The organism is Devosia sp. FKR38 (genome assembly GCF_005222805.1).
In the GTDB taxonomy this organism is placed as follows: domain Bacteria; phylum Pseudomonadota; class Alphaproteobacteria; order Rhizobiales; family Devosiaceae; genus Devosia.
In genome coordinates this window covers 716,878-731,455 of sequence record NZ_STGC01000002.1, presented here as the reverse complement: position 1 = coordinate 731,455, position 14,578 = coordinate 716,878, and the positions used below count along the sequence as shown (strand labels likewise).

16 protein-coding genes are annotated in these 14,578 nt (G+C 66.9%); 7 read left to right on the top strand and 9 right to left on the bottom strand.

Going from position 1 to position 14,578, the window contains the following annotated elements; translation table 11 throughout:
- Position 1: 1 nt before the first annotated feature.
- Genes E8M79_RS03615 through hemC form a run of 4 tightly spaced genes read right to left on the bottom strand, consistent with a single transcriptional unit; the run spans position 2 to position 4,359 of the window.
- Entirely contained in the window at positions 2 to 1,375 is a 1,374-nt protein-coding gene (locus E8M79_RS03615; RefSeq protein WP_137150552.1) for a heme biosynthesis HemY N-terminal domain-containing protein, read from the bottom strand.
- Complete coding sequence (locus E8M79_RS03610; RefSeq protein ID WP_137150551.1) at positions 1,372 to 2,661, bottom strand: hypothetical protein; 1,290 nt, start codon at positions 2,659 to 2,661, stop codon at positions 1,372 to 1,374. The genes E8M79_RS03615 and E8M79_RS03610 overlap by 4 nt, the downstream gene beginning before the upstream one ends.
- 28 nt (positions 2,662 to 2,689) lie before the next feature.
- Positions 2,690 to 3,418 carry a uroporphyrinogen-III synthase gene (locus tag E8M79_RS03605; protein ID WP_137150550.1) on the bottom strand — a complete coding sequence of 243 codons (729 nt, stop codon included), beginning with the start codon at positions 3,416 to 3,418 and terminating at the stop codon, positions 2,690 to 2,692.
- A complete protein-coding gene (gene hemC / locus E8M79_RS03600; protein ID WP_137150549.1) occupies positions 3,418 to 4,359 on the bottom strand; it encodes a hydroxymethylbilane synthase in 942 nt (313 codons plus the stop codon). Before hemC ends, E8M79_RS03605 begins: the two co-directional genes overlap by 1 nt.
- 79 nt (positions 4,360 to 4,438) lie before the next feature.
- Here hemC and tsaD point away from each other — a divergent pair, with 79 nt between their 5' ends.
- The 5 genes from tsaD (at position 4,439) to E8M79_RS03575 (ending at position 7,686) form a co-directional block, all read left to right on the top strand.
- A complete protein-coding gene (tsaD, locus tag E8M79_RS03595) occupies positions 4,439 to 5,494 on the top strand; it encodes a tRNA (adenosine(37)-N6)-threonylcarbamoyltransferase complex transferase subunit TsaD (protein WP_248304901.1) in 1,056 nt (351 codons plus the stop codon).
- A complete protein-coding gene (locus tag E8M79_RS03590; protein WP_137150547.1) occupies positions 5,481 to 6,470 on the top strand; it encodes an NAD(P)H-dependent glycerol-3-phosphate dehydrogenase in 990 nt (329 codons plus the stop codon). Before tsaD ends, E8M79_RS03590 begins: the two co-directional genes overlap by 14 nt.
- A gap of 5 nt (positions 6,471 to 6,475) precedes the next feature.
- On the top strand, positions 6,476 to 6,769 hold the full coding sequence (locus tag E8M79_RS03585) for a YciI family protein (protein WP_137150546.1): 294 nt from the start codon (positions 6,476 to 6,478) through the stop codon (positions 6,767 to 6,769).
- A 5-nt stretch (positions 6,770 to 6,774) separates the two neighbouring features.
- Positions 6,775 to 7,209, top strand: a complete 435-nt coding sequence (locus tag E8M79_RS03580; RefSeq protein ID WP_137150545.1) for an EVE domain-containing protein — start codon at positions 6,775 to 6,777, stop codon at positions 7,207 to 7,209.
- Between the two features lie 72 nt (positions 7,210 to 7,281).
- Entirely contained in the window at positions 7,282 to 7,686 is a 405-nt protein-coding gene (locus E8M79_RS03575) for a DUF1761 domain-containing protein (RefSeq protein WP_137150544.1), read from the top strand.
- Positions 7,687 to 7,690: 4 nt separating this feature from the next.
- On the opposite strand, the gene E8M79_RS03570 is transcribed toward E8M79_RS03575, so the two are convergent.
- The 4 genes from E8M79_RS03570 to dapF all read right to left on the bottom strand — a co-directional run bounded on the left by E8M79_RS03570 (position 7,691) and on the right by dapF (position 11,731).
- A complete protein-coding gene (locus E8M79_RS03570; RefSeq protein WP_137150543.1) occupies positions 7,691 to 8,338 on the bottom strand; it encodes a septation protein A in 648 nt (215 codons plus the stop codon).
- Positions 8,339 to 8,430: 92 nt separating this feature from the next.
- Positions 8,431 to 9,594 carry a signal recognition particle-docking protein FtsY gene (gene ftsY / locus E8M79_RS03565; protein ID WP_137150542.1) on the bottom strand — a complete coding sequence of 388 codons (1,164 nt, stop codon included), beginning with the start codon at positions 9,592 to 9,594 and terminating at the stop codon, positions 8,431 to 8,433.
- A 20-nt stretch (positions 9,595 to 9,614) separates the two neighbouring features.
- Complete coding sequence (gene mtaB, locus E8M79_RS03560) at positions 9,615 to 10,880, bottom strand: tRNA (N(6)-L-threonylcarbamoyladenosine(37)-C(2))-methylthiotransferase MtaB (RefSeq protein WP_137150541.1); 1,266 nt, start codon at positions 10,878 to 10,880, stop codon at positions 9,615 to 9,617.
- Positions 10,880 to 11,731, bottom strand: a complete 852-nt coding sequence (gene dapF / locus E8M79_RS03555) for a diaminopimelate epimerase (RefSeq protein WP_137150865.1) — start codon at positions 11,729 to 11,731, stop codon at positions 10,880 to 10,882. Before dapF ends, mtaB begins: the two co-directional genes overlap by 1 nt.
- Before the next feature lie 292 nt (positions 11,732 to 12,023).
- Here dapF and E8M79_RS03550 point away from each other — a divergent pair, with 292 nt between their 5' ends.
- Both E8M79_RS03550 and E8M79_RS03545 read left to right on the top strand, forming a co-directional pair.
- The gene (locus tag E8M79_RS03550) at positions 12,024 to 12,983 is read left to right on the top strand and encodes a hypothetical protein (protein ID WP_137150540.1); all 960 of its coding nucleotides are present in this window, start codon (positions 12,024 to 12,026) and stop codon (positions 12,981 to 12,983) included.
- Entirely contained in the window at positions 12,980 to 14,197 is a 1,218-nt protein-coding gene (locus E8M79_RS03545) for a GNAT family N-acetyltransferase (protein ID WP_137150539.1), read from the top strand. Before E8M79_RS03550 ends, E8M79_RS03545 begins: the two co-directional genes overlap by 4 nt.
- Here E8M79_RS03545 and E8M79_RS03540 read toward each other — a convergent pair.
- Positions 14,194 to 14,535 (bottom strand): hypothetical protein, encoded by a 342-nt coding sequence (locus tag E8M79_RS03540; protein WP_137150538.1) that lies wholly within the window; start codon positions 14,533 to 14,535, stop codon positions 14,194 to 14,196. The genes E8M79_RS03545 and E8M79_RS03540 overlap by 4 nt on opposite strands.
- Positions 14,536 to 14,578 lie beyond the last annotated feature (43 nt).

Sequence of the window (14,578 nt, the reverse complement as noted above, 5' to 3'; positions counted from 1 at the left end):
TTTACGTCGGGTTTTGGGCCGGTGCAAGAGGCAACGATGCGGGGACGGGCAATTGTGCGGCGCCCGGCGCCTCCATGCGGGCCGAAGAGGCCGACTGCACCATGGGCACTTTCCACTCGAAGGCATCGAGCTGCCCGGTGACCGGCGACAGCGGCTCCCATTCGTCGCTCACCATGCCATCGGCCGTCCAGGCCGGATCGCGCGGCGCCCGCACGGCGCGGGCCAGCCACTCGCGCGCCTTGCCCTGATCGCCGTTTTCGCCCTCTTCGATCTCGGCCATCAGGCTGGCGACGCCCTGGGTGGCATCGGGACCGGAAAACGGCGCCAGCGCCTGGCGGGCCTGCGGCCAGTCATAGGCATCAATCGCCGCGCGGGCCAGCGCCATGCCCGCGGCGCGATGCGGCGGCGGCGATTCGATGATCTCGCCCAGGCGCTTGAGCCGGTCGACGGCCGAGGCGCCAGGCTGGGCATGGGCATAGAGCGCGGCGACATCGGGATGGCCGGTGGCGCGCCAGATGCGGCGCAACAGACTCATGGCCTTGCGCGTTTCCCCGCGGTTGATGTGAATGCGGGCCGCGATTAGCGCGGCGGGCACGAAATCGGGCAGCAACTTGAGCGCGGTCAGCGCATGGTCGAGCCCGGCCAGCGGCGCGCTGGTCTCCGCCTCGCGCGCCCGCGCTGTCTCGATCACCGCCTGGCGGCGACGCTTGGCGGCTCGCGCTTCGCGCGTATTGGCCGGCTCGACATTGACCATGGCAACCGCCTCGGCCCATTGCCCGCGCCGCGTCAGATCGCCGAACACCGCCTCGGCCGCCCAGGCACTGGTGGGCGCCAGGGCCAAGGCCTTGCGGGCAAAGGTCAGAGCGGCCTCGGGCCGGTGCTGCGTGCGGGCCTGATCGTAAAGCCCGGTGAGCGCGGCCAGCGCCGTCTTGTCGCTGGCGATCAGCGCCCGGTAATGCTCGCGCGCGGCCGGCATGTCGCCCAGCGCCAGATCGGCCCGGGCTTCGAGCAGCCGCGCCGCGGCATTGTCGGGCAGGCGGGCCTGCGCTTCACGCGCCAAGAGCCGCGCGCGGGCGGCATCGCCGGACTGTAGCGCCACCACGGCATCGCCCAAGGCTTCCACACCCTGTTCGCGCCGCCGCTCCTGGCTGCGCCGGGCGAGAAGCTTGGGCGCGGCAATGATGCGCCGCACCACCGCCCAGACCAGAATGACCACGAGAGCGACACAAATGAAGATGAACACCGCCGTGCCCAGGCGCGGCTGCATGCGATAATTGGCCACTTCCAGCGTCAGCGTGCCGGGCAGCGAAATCATCCAGGCCGCCAGCGCGGCGATCAACAGGCTGCCGACAATCCAGGAGGCGAGACGGATCATGGCGTCACCTCACCAGCCAGCGCCTGGCTGCGCAGCGTGAGCAGGAACTCTTGCGCCGCCGCCTGATCGGCGATGAGCCCGGGCACTGCGCCAGCCGCGTCGCGCATGGAGGCAGGCAGGCTGGCGATCAGGGCCTGGGCCGCGGCGAAATCGCGGCGATCCACCGCCGCCTTGGCCCGCGACAGCACCGCATCGGGCGAATCGCCCTCAATCTCGCCACTGGGTTGCAAGGCGATGACCCCGGCAAACCAGTCGAGCGCGCCAGCCTGCCAGCCGGCATTGGGATCGACCGGACGCCCGGCCAGCATGGCCGGAACCACATCGGCAAACTGGCGGGCAATGGTATCGGGCCGTGGCAGGCCCGTGGCGGCTGCATTGGCAATGACGGTGGGCACGCTGGCCTTGGGCAGGCCAGCCCGCAGCGCCGCCAGCTCGGTCTCATAGGGTCGGCCGCTGGCAAAGGCGGTTTCGAGGCCCGAGAGGATCAGCGGCAATTGCAGCACGGCGCCGATGTCACTGGGCTGCTGCGCCAGGGCGGCGCTGGTGGTGGCCACGGTGCTTTCGAGGGTCTTGAGGCTGGCTTCGCCGGTGCCGACGCGCGCCGCCACTTCGTCGAGGCGAGAAGTGAGGCTCGCCAAATCGCTGCGCAGGCCATCGAGCGCGGCGCTGTCGCTACTGCCCTGCGGCGCGGCGGCCAGCGCATCAAGCCGCTCGGTCAAACCGGCGATGGAGGCTTCGATCGCTGCGGTGTCGGGTGCAGCGACAGCTTCAGTGGCCGCCGGCGGGGTCGCCGATTCCAGCGCGGCCAGGCGCTGATTGGCGCGGGCCAGTTCGGACTGGGTGGTCTGGGTAACGGTTTCGAGCTCGGGGATGGCCTTGGCCAGCGTGGCGACCTGCGGATCAACCGCCGTCGGGGGCAAAGGCTGCGCCGGCCAATTGCCGGTGACGGCCAGGCCATAGGCGCCACCGAGACCCAACAGGCCACCGATGATCGCTGCACCCACCAGGCCCCCTGCACCCGAGCCGGTCTTGGACGGCAGCGCGGCTGCGGCGGGCTTGGTGGAGCTGGACGATGGGGAGGCAGCTGGCTTGTCATCGGGCTTGCCGGTTGGCGGCACGCCCGGCTTGGGCGGCACGGCGGTGCCGGACGCAGGCGCGCTAGCGGGCTTGGACTCGGCGGCGCTGGCCGGGGCGCTGGGCCGGGCCTTGAGGTCGAGCACGGGCGGCTTGACCGCGCCCGAGCCCGTCTCGCCTGCCTTGGGATCCTTGCCAGTGCTATCCGCCATTGCGCCTATCCTTGTTGTTGCCGGTTGACTATGACCGAGTCTGATCGCGGGAAAAACCCAGCGCCAGGCTCATCATGGCGTCTTCGTCGGGACGATCAGCCAGACTGATGCGGCTGAAATGCGCCGCCAGCAGCGGCTCGGCCACCGCTTCGCTCATGCACAGCATTGCCAAGTTCTGCCGGCTATGCCGATCGAGCCCGCCGGCTAGCCGAGCAAATATCTCCGCCGTGCGCCGCGAATAGACCAGAACCGCGTCGATACCGCCATGGCTGAGATCGGCCAGCACCGGCGCGGGCAGCGCATCAATGGCCACCATGTCATAGATGCGGGCCGTGACCACCATGACGCCCAGCGGGGCCAGCGCATGCGCCAGATCGGCGCTCTGGTGCTTGCCGGCCGGATAGAACAGCGGCCCGCCCAGACCCGAGAGGCCAATGGCATTGACCAGATCGCCCAAAGCCCCTGCCGCGCTGCTGACCCGGGCAAAGCCCGCCACTTCGGCGTCGCGCGCCGTGCGGTCCCCCACGGCCAGCACGGGCAGATGGGCATAGCGCGCCACCACATTCCGATCGACCAGGCTCCGCACCGCATTGGCACTGGTCAGCACCATGGCCTTGAAACCATCCGCCGGCGGCAGCGAGCAATCCAGCGTCTGCCGCTGCATCAGCGGCGCCACACTGGCCGCTATGCCGAGCGCCGCCAGGCGCGCCGCGCTCGACTGCCCATCGGGCTCAGGCCGTGTGACCAGCATGCGCATCAGCTACGCGCCCATTGCGCCAGCCACTCGCTGCCAGCCTGGGCGATGAGGTCTTCGCCCACCTGCCGGCCCAGGGCCAGCGGATCGCTGCCGCTCGCCTGGCTCTCAAACGCCGTCTTGCCATCAAGGCTGAGGATCTGCCCCTTGAGCAGCAGCCCCGCGCCATCGGTGCGGCTCAGCGCGCCCACCGGCGTGCGGCAGGAACCATCGAGCACCGCCAGCATGGCGCGCTCGGCAGTGATGGCGGTATGGGTCGGCGCATGATCCAGCGCCGCCACCAACCCGGCCATGCGGGCATCATCGCTGCGCACTGCCAGCCCGATGGCACCCTGCGCCGGGGCCGGCATGAAAATCTCGGGATCGAGCTGGCTGGTAGCGCGGTGACCCTCGCCCAGCCGGTTGAGCCCGGCCATGGCCAGCAGGGTGGCGTCGGCCACATCATCGAGCAGCTTTTGCAGGCGCGTGCCGACATTGCCGCGGAAGGGCACGATCTCGAGGTCCGGCCGCTGCCGCAGCGCCTGGGCCGCACGCCGGATCGAGGAGGTGCCGAAGCGCCCGCGCTCGGGAAGCTGATCCAGGCTTGCCGCCTTGATTGAAATGAACGCGTCGCGCACATCCTCGCGCTCAAGGAAGGCGGCCAGCACAATGCCCTCGGGCAGGCCGGTGGCCACATCCTTGCTCGAATGCACGCCGATATCGACCCGGCCACTCAGCATGGCCTCATCGATTTCCTTGGTAAACAGACCCTTGCCGCCAATATCCCCCAGGCTGACATTGCTGGCCTGGCTGCGGTCACCGCCAGTGGAGATCACCTCGATGGCGATGTCATCCGGGTTCACCCCATGCGCTTCGGCCAGAAGGCGCCGCACCAGCCGGGCCTGCGCCAGGGCGAGCGGGCTGCCACGGGTGCCGATGCGGGCGAAAGTCTGGGGCGATTGCATTGTCATTTCGTCCTATAGTAGGCACACACACCCCCGAGGGAGTAACCAGTTCATCGTGACCGGGCAAGCACAAGCGACCATTCTGGGTATCGAGACCAGCTGCGACGAAACCGCCGCGGCCATTGTGCTGCGCGATGCATCGGGCCATTCCACCATTGCCTCCAATGTGGTGCGCAGCCAGCTCGATGAACATGCGGCTTTTGGCGGGGTTGTGCCCGAGCTGGCGGCACGCGCCCATGTGACCTATCTCGACCACATCATCGCCCAGGCCTGCCGCGAGGCGGGCATTCGCCTCGATCAGGTCGACGCCATTGCGGCCACCGCCGGGCCGGGCCTGATCGGTGGCGTGCTGGTGGGGCTGACCACCGCCAAGGCGCTGGCCGCGGCGCTCGACAAACCACTGATCGCGGTCAACCATCTCGAAGCCCACGCCCTGACCGCGCGGCTGACCAATAATGTCGCCTTTCCCTATCTGATGCTGCTGGTGTCGGGCGGGCACAGCCAGTTCGTGCTGGTGCGCGGCGTCGGCGACTATGAGCGCTGGGGCACAACGATCGATGATGCGCTGGGCGAGGCCTTTGACAAGGTGGCCAAGCTCCTCAGCCTCGGCCACCCCGGCGGGCCGGCGGTGGAGGCCATCGCTGCCAAGGGCGATTCCAAGCGGTTCAAGTTCCCCCGCCCCCTGCTGCGCGAGGCGCGGCTCGACTTCTCGTTCTCAGGCCTCAAGACCGCCGTACGGCTGCAGGCCGAGGCGCTGGCGCCGCTGAGCGATCAGGATGTCGCCGACATTGCCGCCAGCTTCCAGGCCGCCGTGGCCGAGATCGTCGCGGTGCGGGCCGGCCAGGCGCTGGCGCGCTTTGCTGCCGAACTGCCGGGCACGCGCCCGACCCTGGTGGTCGCCGGCGGCGTGGCGGCCAATCGCCGCATCGGCGCCGCGCTGGGCAAGGCCTGTGCCGCCGCCGGAGCGGACCTCGTGGTGCCGCCTATGGCGCTCTGCACCGACAACGGCGCCATGGTGGCCTGGGCCGGGGCCGAACGCTTTGCCCTGGGCGCCACCGATGGGCTCGACTTTACCGCCCGTCCGCGCTGGCCGCTCGATCTGCCTGACATGAAGGTGAACCATGAAGCCGCTTGAAACTGTGCTCGTTATTGGTGGCGGGGCCTGGGGCACAGCCCTCGCCCAGGCCGCCGCCATGGCCGGGCGCCAGGTGCAATTGCTGGTGCGTGACGCGGCCCAGGCCGACGAAATCAACAAACAGCGTACCAATCGCGCCTATCTCGGTGACCAGGCGCTGCACCCGGCCATCGGCGCGACGACCAGCGCGGCTGCGGCCGATATGATCATCCTGGCCGTGCCCGCCCAGGCCAGCCGTGGCGCGCTGGGCGCGATCGACCCCAAGCTGCTCGCGCATCGCCCCGTGGTGCTCTCGGCAAAGGGGCTTGAGACCGGTACACTGGAGCGCCAGAGCGAAATTCTGGTCGACATGGCGCCCCATGCCATTCCCTTTGTGCTCTCGGGCCCCAGCTTTGCCGCCGATGTCGCGGCCGGCCGCCCCACCGCGGTGACGCTGGCGGGCGACGACGCTGACCAGACCTCCTCGCTGGCCGCGGCGCTGGCCGGTCCCAGCTTCCGCCCCTATGCCAGCGATGATCGTATTGGCGTCGAGATCGCCGGCGCGCTCAAGAATGTCTATGCCCTGGCCGCCGGCGCCATTGATGGCGCGCAGCTGGGCGCCTCGGCCCGCTCGGCGCTGATCGCCCGTGCCTATGCCGAAATGGCCCGCATGGTGCAGGCCATGGGCGGCTCGACCTCGACGCTGACCGGGCTCGCCGGCCTGGGCGATCTGACACTGACTTGCACCTCGGTGCAGTCGCGCAATTACCAGTTCGGCATGGCGCTGGGGCGCGGCGAACGGCCTCAGGCCATCATCGACGCCGGTGCCAAGCTGGCCGAGGGCGTCAGCACCACGCCGGTGGCCGATGCACTGGCGCGCAGCCTTGATGTCGATGCGCCGTTGATTGCCGCTGTCCATGCCGTGCTGACAGGCGAGGAATCGATTGCCACTGTTGTTGCGGGGCTGATGTCCCGCCCGCTCAAACGCGAGGATTAAGAAACATGCTGTTTGTATTTATTGGCCGGGACAAGCCCAATGGGCTCGATCACCGCCTGGCGGTGCGTCCTGTGCACCTGGAACACCTCAAGAGCCTGGGCGACAAGCTCGTGCTGGCCGGGGCACTCTGGGACGCCGATGACAAGCCCGAGGGTTCAGTGATGGTGCTCGAGGCCGAGAGCCTTGAGGCCGCGACATCAGCGTTCTCCGCCGATCCCTTCGTGCAGCAGGGCGTGTTTGCCAGCTGGGAGGTCAAGCGCTGGAACCTGGCGATCGACAATATGTCGGGCCGGAGCTGACGCGCATGGCCTATTGGCTGATGAAATCGGAGCCCAATGTCTTCTCGTTTGACGACATGACGGCCAAGACCGCACGCGGCGAACCCGAGCAGTGGCATGGCGTGCGCAATTATGCCGCCCGCAACAATATGAAAGCCATGGCCCTGGGCGACGAAGCCTTCTTCTACCATTCCAATATCGGCAAGGAGATCGTCGGCATCATCCGCGTCATCGCCCTGGCCCATCCCGACGACACCGCCGAGCTCAATGCCAAGGGCGAGGTGGTGTGGGAATGCGTCGATGTCGAAGCGGTCAAGCCGCTGCCCAAGCCGGTGACGCTCGCGACCATCAAGGCCACGCCCTCGCTGGCCAATATCGAGCTGATCAAGCTGTCGCGCCTTTCGGTGTCCAAGGTTTCGCCGGCCGAATGGGCCGAGATCTGCGCCATGGGCGGGCTCTAGGCGCCCTACCCAATCGGCGCCCGCATTGCTAAGCTCACGCCCGGTGCAACGACACCGGGGGGAGTACAGACAATGGGCTATCTGAGTGTGAACTGGCTGGCCGTCATTCTGGCGGCAGCTCTGGCCTGGGCCTTTGGGGCCGGCTGGTACATGGTGCTGGCGCGGCCCTGGCTGGCCGCCATCGGCAAGGCACCCGAGGACATCAACCGCGCCGACTACACGCCCTATCTCTGGTCGGTGCTCTGCGTGCTGGTGATGGCCTACTTCATTGCCCTGCTGACGCCGGCGATCACCGGCGCCATGACCCCGGCCAATGGCCTATTGGTCGGCGCCCATCTCTGGCTCGGCTTTGTGCTGACCGGCATGGTGCTCAACCACCGCTATGAGGGCAAGAGCTGGACGCTGACCGCCATCAACGGCGGCTATCTCCTCGCCGTGCTGCTGATCGAAGGCGGCATAATCGGGCTGTTCGGCTAGACGCCTAAAGCTCGACCACAATCGGCGGCACATGCTTGGGTTCGTCGACCGGGGCATATTTGCTCAGCAGCGACACCTGGCTGATCGAGAACAGCACGGTCAATGGCATCACGCCCCAGACCTTGAAGGCCACCCAGAGGTCGGTGGCGGCCTTGGGATCGGTGGCAAAATAGGCGTTCGAGCCGCGCCAGACCACTTCATTGATCACCGCGAGCAGCACGAAGAACAGGCCCCAGTTGCGCGTGAGCTTGCTCCAGCCTTCCGGCCGCAGGCGATAGACATCGCCGAACACATATTTGAGCAGCGACTGGCCGAACATCAGGCCGCCCAGCAGCACCACGGCAAACAGCCCATTGGTGATGGTGGGCTTCATCTTGATGAACGTATCGTCCTTGAGCCACAGCGTCAGCCCGCCGAACACCAGCACCACCGCGCCGGTGACCAGCGGCATGACGGCAATCTTTTTCAGGATCAGCCAGCTGGCGGCCAGCGACACCACCATGGCGCCCATGAACCAGGCGGTGGCGACAAAGATATCGGCCCGCGCATTGGCAATGAAGAAAATGACCAGCGGCCCCAGCTCCAGCGCCATCTTGATGATCTGGGGACGCAGTTCGTCCCACTTGATCTCTGGTTCAGCTTTGTCGGTCATGGACATGTCTCAAATCGGCTTTCTGACAATAGTGGGCGCTGGGCCCGCATCATGCAAGCTCTCGCTAGGCTGCAAGCTTGGTCAGATTAGGGCTAGTCGCGCCCGGCAATGGCCTGGGCAAAATCGGCGGCGGTAAAGGCTTCGAGATCGCCCACCCCCTCGCCCACGCCGATGAAATGCACCGGCAGGCCGAACTGGCGCGCAATGGCCACCAGAATTCCGCCGCGTGCCGTGCCGTCGAGCTTGGTCATCACCAGCCCGGTCACCCCGGCGCGCTTGCCGAAGATTTCGACCTGCTTGAGCGCATTCTGCCCGGTGGTGGCATCCAGCGTCAGCAGCGTCGCGTGCGGGGCCGTGGGATCGACCTTCTTGATCACGCGGATGATCTTTTCGAGCTCGTTCATCAGCTCGTCGCGGTTCTGCAGGCGGCCGGCCGTATCGATGATCAGCACATCGCGCCCTTCGGCCCGCGCCTGGGTCACCGCATCAAAGGCCAGGCCCGAGGCATCAGCGCCGGCCGGGCGCGAAACCACGGTGGCCCCGGTGCGGTCACCCCAGATCTGCAGCTGCTCGATGGCGGCGGCGCGGAAGGTGTCGCCGGCCGCCAGCATCACCGACTTGCCTTCGGCGGCATATTTCTGCGCCAGCTTGCCGATGGTGGTGGTCTTGCCCGAGCCATTGACCCCGATCATCAGGATGATGAAGGGCTTTTGCGTGCCAGAGATCTCGAGCGGCTGCGCCACGGGACCGAGCACTTTTTCCACCTCGGCGGCCAGCACGGCACGCACATCCTCGCCCGAGACATCGCGGTCAAAGCGGTCGCGGCGCAGGGTATCGGTGATAGCCGTCGCGGTTTCGATGCCCAGATCGGCCTGGATCAGCACGTCTTCGAGTTCTTCCAGCGTTGCCGCATCGAGCTTGCGCTTGGTGAAGACGGCGGTGATCGAGCCGGTGAGCTGATCGGACGAGCGCTTAAGCCCCGACGCCAGGCGGGCGAACCAGCCCTTGGGCTCGGCCGGTTCAGCCGGCGCGGGCACAGCGGCGGGTGCCGCAGGCGGAGCGCCGACCTGGGCGGCGTGGGTAGCCTCCTCGACCGCCTCGATATAGGCCGGCGTCGCCTCGGGCGGACCGGGCGGCACGGGCGGCACGGGCGCGGGCGCTTCGGGTGCGGCAGGCACAACGGGCGGAACCGGCGGCGTGGGCGCGACATCGCCGCCGAACAGGCGCTTGAAGAAGGACGGTTTCTTGTCGGTCATCGGCGCTCTTTCTAATGGGTTCAGGCGGCGTGGCGCAGCACGTCACCGACGAGGCCATCGGCCGTGGCAGCGGTGATCCGCACATTGAGCAGATCGCCCGCCTTGGCACCCGGCATCTGTACGGGCACGAAGTGTTCGGTGCGACCGATTTCGCCATGCTCGACCAGCACCCGCTCGACATGCCCGACGCGGCTGGCGCAGAGCCGGGCAAACTGGCGCTCCCCCGCCGCCCGCAACTGCGCGGCGCGCTCGCGCACCACCGCACCGGGCACCTGCGGCATGCGCGCCGCCGGCGTGCCCGGGCGCGGCGAATAGGGAAAGACATGCAGATGGGTGATATCGGCGTCGGCGACGATGGCCAGGCTATTGGCAAACATCGCCTCGTCCTCGGTGGGAAAGCCGGCGATGATATCGGCGCCCAGCGCCATATCGGGCCGCAGCGCGCGCAGCCGGCTCACAATGGCCAGGGCCTCCTCGCGGCTGTGCCGGCGCTTCATGCGTTTGAGAATCATGTCATCGCCCGACTGCAGGCTCAGATGCAGATGCGGCATCAGCCGGTGTTCGCTGGCGATCAGCTCATAGAGCGCCGGATCGGCCTCAATGCTGTCGATCGAGGAAATGCGTAAGCGCGGCAGATCCGGCACATGGCGCAGAATGGCCTGGCACAATTGGCCCAGCGTCGGACTGCCCGGCAGGTCCGGACCATAGGAGGTGATGTCCACCCCGGTCAGCACCACTTCGCCACAGCCATTGGCGACCAGCTTTTTGACCTGCTCGACCACAAGGCCCATCGGCACCGAGCGCGAGGGGCCGCGACCAAAGGGAATGATGCAGAAGGTGCAGCGATGATCGCAGCCATTCTGCACCTGGATGAACGCCCGCACCCGGCCGTCCATGCCCTCGATCAGATGGCCCGCGGTCTCGCGGACGCTCATGATGTCGTTGACCTGCACCTTGTCGTTGAGCGGAGCGCCAAACAGCATGGGTGCATAGCTCTTGGCCTGCATCTTGTCGTGATTGCCGATCACCAGATCGACCTCGGGCATGTCGCCAAAGCTGCGCGCCTCGGTCTGGGCGGCACAGCCGGTGACAATGATGCGGGCGGTAGGATTGTCGCGCCGCGCCTTGCGCACCGCCTGACGGGCCTGGCGCACGGCCACCCCCGTCACGGCGCAGGTATTGATGATGATCGCATTATCCAGACCGGCCTTTTCGGCCTCGGCCTTCATCACCTCGGCCTCATAGGCATTGAGGCGGCAGCCGAAGGTCAGCGTCTCGACTGCCATCAGGCCGCGGCCTCGTCCCGCGTCCAGACCCCTGTCTGCGGATCGACCATGCCGGTCCATTCCAGCTCCGCCGGGCCGGTGAGCACCACATGGTCATCGTCGCGCCAGGCAATGCGCAGATCGCCGCCCGGCAGGGTGACGGTGACATTGCGCCCGGTGCGCCGTGTGCGCGCGCCATTGACCGCCGCCGCACAGGCCGCGGTGCCGCAGGCTTCGGTGAGGCCCGCGCCGCGCTCCCAGGTGCGCAGGATGATGCGGTCGGGCGCGACCACCTGGGCAATGGAAATATTGGCGCGCTCGGGAAAGATCGGGTGGTTTTCCAGCATCGGCCCGAAGCGGTCGAGCGCATAGCTCCACACATCGTCCTGCACCCAGAAGGTGGCATGCGGATTGCCCATCGAGGCCACCGAGGGCGAATGCAGCACCGGCGCTTCGATCGGTCCGATCTGCAGCTCGATCTGGCGGGTGTCCATGAACTCTTCGGCCAGCGGGATCTCGTACCAGGCGAACTTGGGCGTGCCCATGTCCACCGTGATCAGCCCGTCTTCGAGCTCTTCGCCGAACAGCAGGCCCGCCACGGTTTCGAAGGTGAAGCGATGCCGGCCCTGCTCGGCCGTCAGCGCCTGCACTACGCAGCGCATGCCATTGCCGCAGGCCTGGGCGCGCGAGCCGTCCGAATTGACGATTTCGATGTAATTGGCAGTGCCGGGCGTGCGCGGATCATGAATGGCCATGATCTGGTCGAACTTGGTGCCCGCCGTGCCATTGATGGCAATGGCAGCCGCCGGCGCCACGCGATCGGCGCGGCCGCGCATATCGACAACCACGATCTGGTTGCCCAATCCGTTCATCTTGAGAAACGGCACGCCGTTCACGCTCTGCCTCGCCCGCACTGGGAATGAATGGCCCCTATATGGCCGATGCGGCACGCAATTGCCAGTGGCCGGGCACACAGGGGCGCCATGTCCCGGCTCGAGCGAACCAGAGGACAATAGAATTGTTCATATTTCTTAAGGGTTTCAGCATTCATGGCGGCTTAACCAGCCCAAGAGCTTGGCCGCGCCAATAGAGCCGATCCGGGTTAGGGTAAGACAATGACCAGACCAGCTGCCGCGTCTTGACGCGCTATCGGAGTGTCCGACCATGAATATGCCCGTGATCACTGACCAGATCATCACCAATTGGCAGCCGCACTTCCCCTCCCTGTTCGGCACCCATTCGCTCGCTCTCAACCACCGCCTGGCCGCCTCGCCGCTGTTTAGCGATGACGCGCTGGCCGCGCTGATCGATGCGACGCCGCGCGAATATTACCACGTCAACTATTCCCAGAAGACGCCGGGCAATCCGCCCAAGCGCCGCGAAGGCCAGATCAAGGGCCTCACCGGCGCCCAGGTGCTCGAAGTCGTGCGCAACGGCAATATCTGGATCAACCTGACCGCCCCCGCCAAGACCAATCCGGCCTATGGCGAACTGCTCGACAGCCTCTATGCCGAGTTTGAGGAGCGCGTGCCGGGCTTTGTGAGCTACAAGCGCAATCTGACGCTGCTGATCTCCTCCCCCAATGTGTCGGTGAAATATCACTCCGACGTGCCCGGGCAGAGCCTGTGGCAGGTGCGCGGCACCAAGAAGGTCTATGTCTATCCCGCCAAGGCCCCTTTCATCTCCCAGCCCGCGCTGGAAAAGCTGATCCTGGGCCAGCTGCGCGAAACCGACATGCCCTATGAGCCCTGGTTCGACGACTATGCCGAAGTGCATATGCTGGAAGCCGGCAAGATGCTGCATTGGCCGCTGAACGGACCGCACCGCGTGGTCAATGAGAACATGCTCAACGTCAGCTTCACCACCGAGCACTGGACCGACGAGCTGCGCAAGCACTACGCCGTCAACTATGCCAATGGCATCCTACGCTCCAAGCTGGGCATGACCAATCTGAGCCAGCAGGTCACGGGCCTGTCCTATTATGCCAAGCTGGCGCTGGCGGGCCTGGTCAAGTTCACCCCGCTCAATCCGCAGAAGAAGAAGATCTACACCGTCGACTTCCAGGTCGACCCCGCCGCCCCCGAAGGCGTGCGCGACATCGAGGCCTATACGTTCAGCAAATGACCTCACTCAGCGCCGTCCCCAGAGCCAATGAGCGGCGACGTATCCCGTCTCCGGCTGTCCAGTCCGGCGTGCGCAGCCATGTGCTGCGCACCGAACTGCTGACCAGCCGCGCGGCCGTGGACGCCATTGCCGTGCAATGGGAGGGGCTCGAGGCGCAGTCTGACGGGGCCGTGCTGTTCCAGGGCTGCGGCTGGGCCCGCGCCGTGTTCGATTTCGAGGCGGCGCGCGGCAATACCGACTTCGCCCCAGTGATCGCTGCGCTGCTCGATGGGCAGCGCCTGGTTGCCATTCTGCCCATGGAGCGCATCCGCACCAGGGCGCGCACCATGCTGGTGCCGCTCGGCCATGCCTTCAGCCAGTATTCCGACGCCCTGCTGGCGCCCGGCACCGACGGCAGCGAGGCCATTGCGCTGCTGCTCAAGGCGGCCATTGCCGCCGTGCCCTGCGACGCGGTGAGCTTTCTCAAGGTGCGCTCGGACAGCGTGCTGGCCCGCAGCATGCCGGCCAACCATATCATCACCGGCACCGAACAGGGCGCGCCCTATGTCGCCCTTGATGCCTTCCCCGATTTCGAGGCCTATTTCGCCACCATCAAGCCCAAGACGCGCAAGAACATGCGCAATGCCCGCAACCGGCTGGAGCGCGACGGCGCAGTGACCCACCATGTCGCCAGCACCACCGCCGAGCAGCTGGGCGTCATCACCCGGACCCTGACCGGCCGGGCCGAGCGGCTTCGGGATCAGGGCCTGACCTCGCGCGCCTTCCGCGATACCGCCTTCACCGATTTCTGCACATCGCTGGCCGGTCGCGCCGATACGCCGCTGCTGGCCATGTCGCTGCACCACAAGGATATGGCCATTGCCGAGCAATGGGGCTTCATCCACAACCAGCGCTATTATGCCTTTGTCGCCAGCCGGGATTTTTCCAATTCCGACGAGAGCCCGGGCAAGATGCATCTGGGCGAGGTGATCCGCACCTGCGCCGAACACGGGCTGCATGGCGCCGACCTGATGGTGCCCGCCATGCCCTATAAGCTGACTTGGGCCACCGAAGTGGTGACCGTCTCGGACTTTGCCCTGCCGGTGACCCTGCGTGGCCGCATCGTGCTGGGCCTGTGGGACCAGATCGCCCGCCCCTGGCTCAAGGCAATGGTGCTCAACATGCCCTCAGGCCTGCGCACCACGCTGATGAAACTGGCCGGCCGCAGCCTTTAGTTGCTGCCCACTGCCGGCGGCGGCCCGCCCCGGAAACTGTCCATCACCCGATCAAGCCGCGCATTGTCGATCTCCGGATTGATCGCGGCCAGGCACGGCAGCAGCACGGCCTTGTTGTCGCGCTCGCGCTGGCCATTGAGCTCGGCCGCGCTGCGCGCCGGCGTTACCCCGGCAAAGCAGGTGGCAAACTGCAGGGGCGTCACATCGAGCGCGGCCGCCACCGCGGCCACCGGACGATTGGGATCGTGCAGCACCTGCTCGACAGTTGAAACCGCAAAAGCACTGCCAGCCAGACAACACAGCGGCAGGGCGAGCACGATGGAACGATAATGCGGCATGGGGCTTTCCTCCTCTTGGCCCGCCGAGCATTGCTGCGGCAAC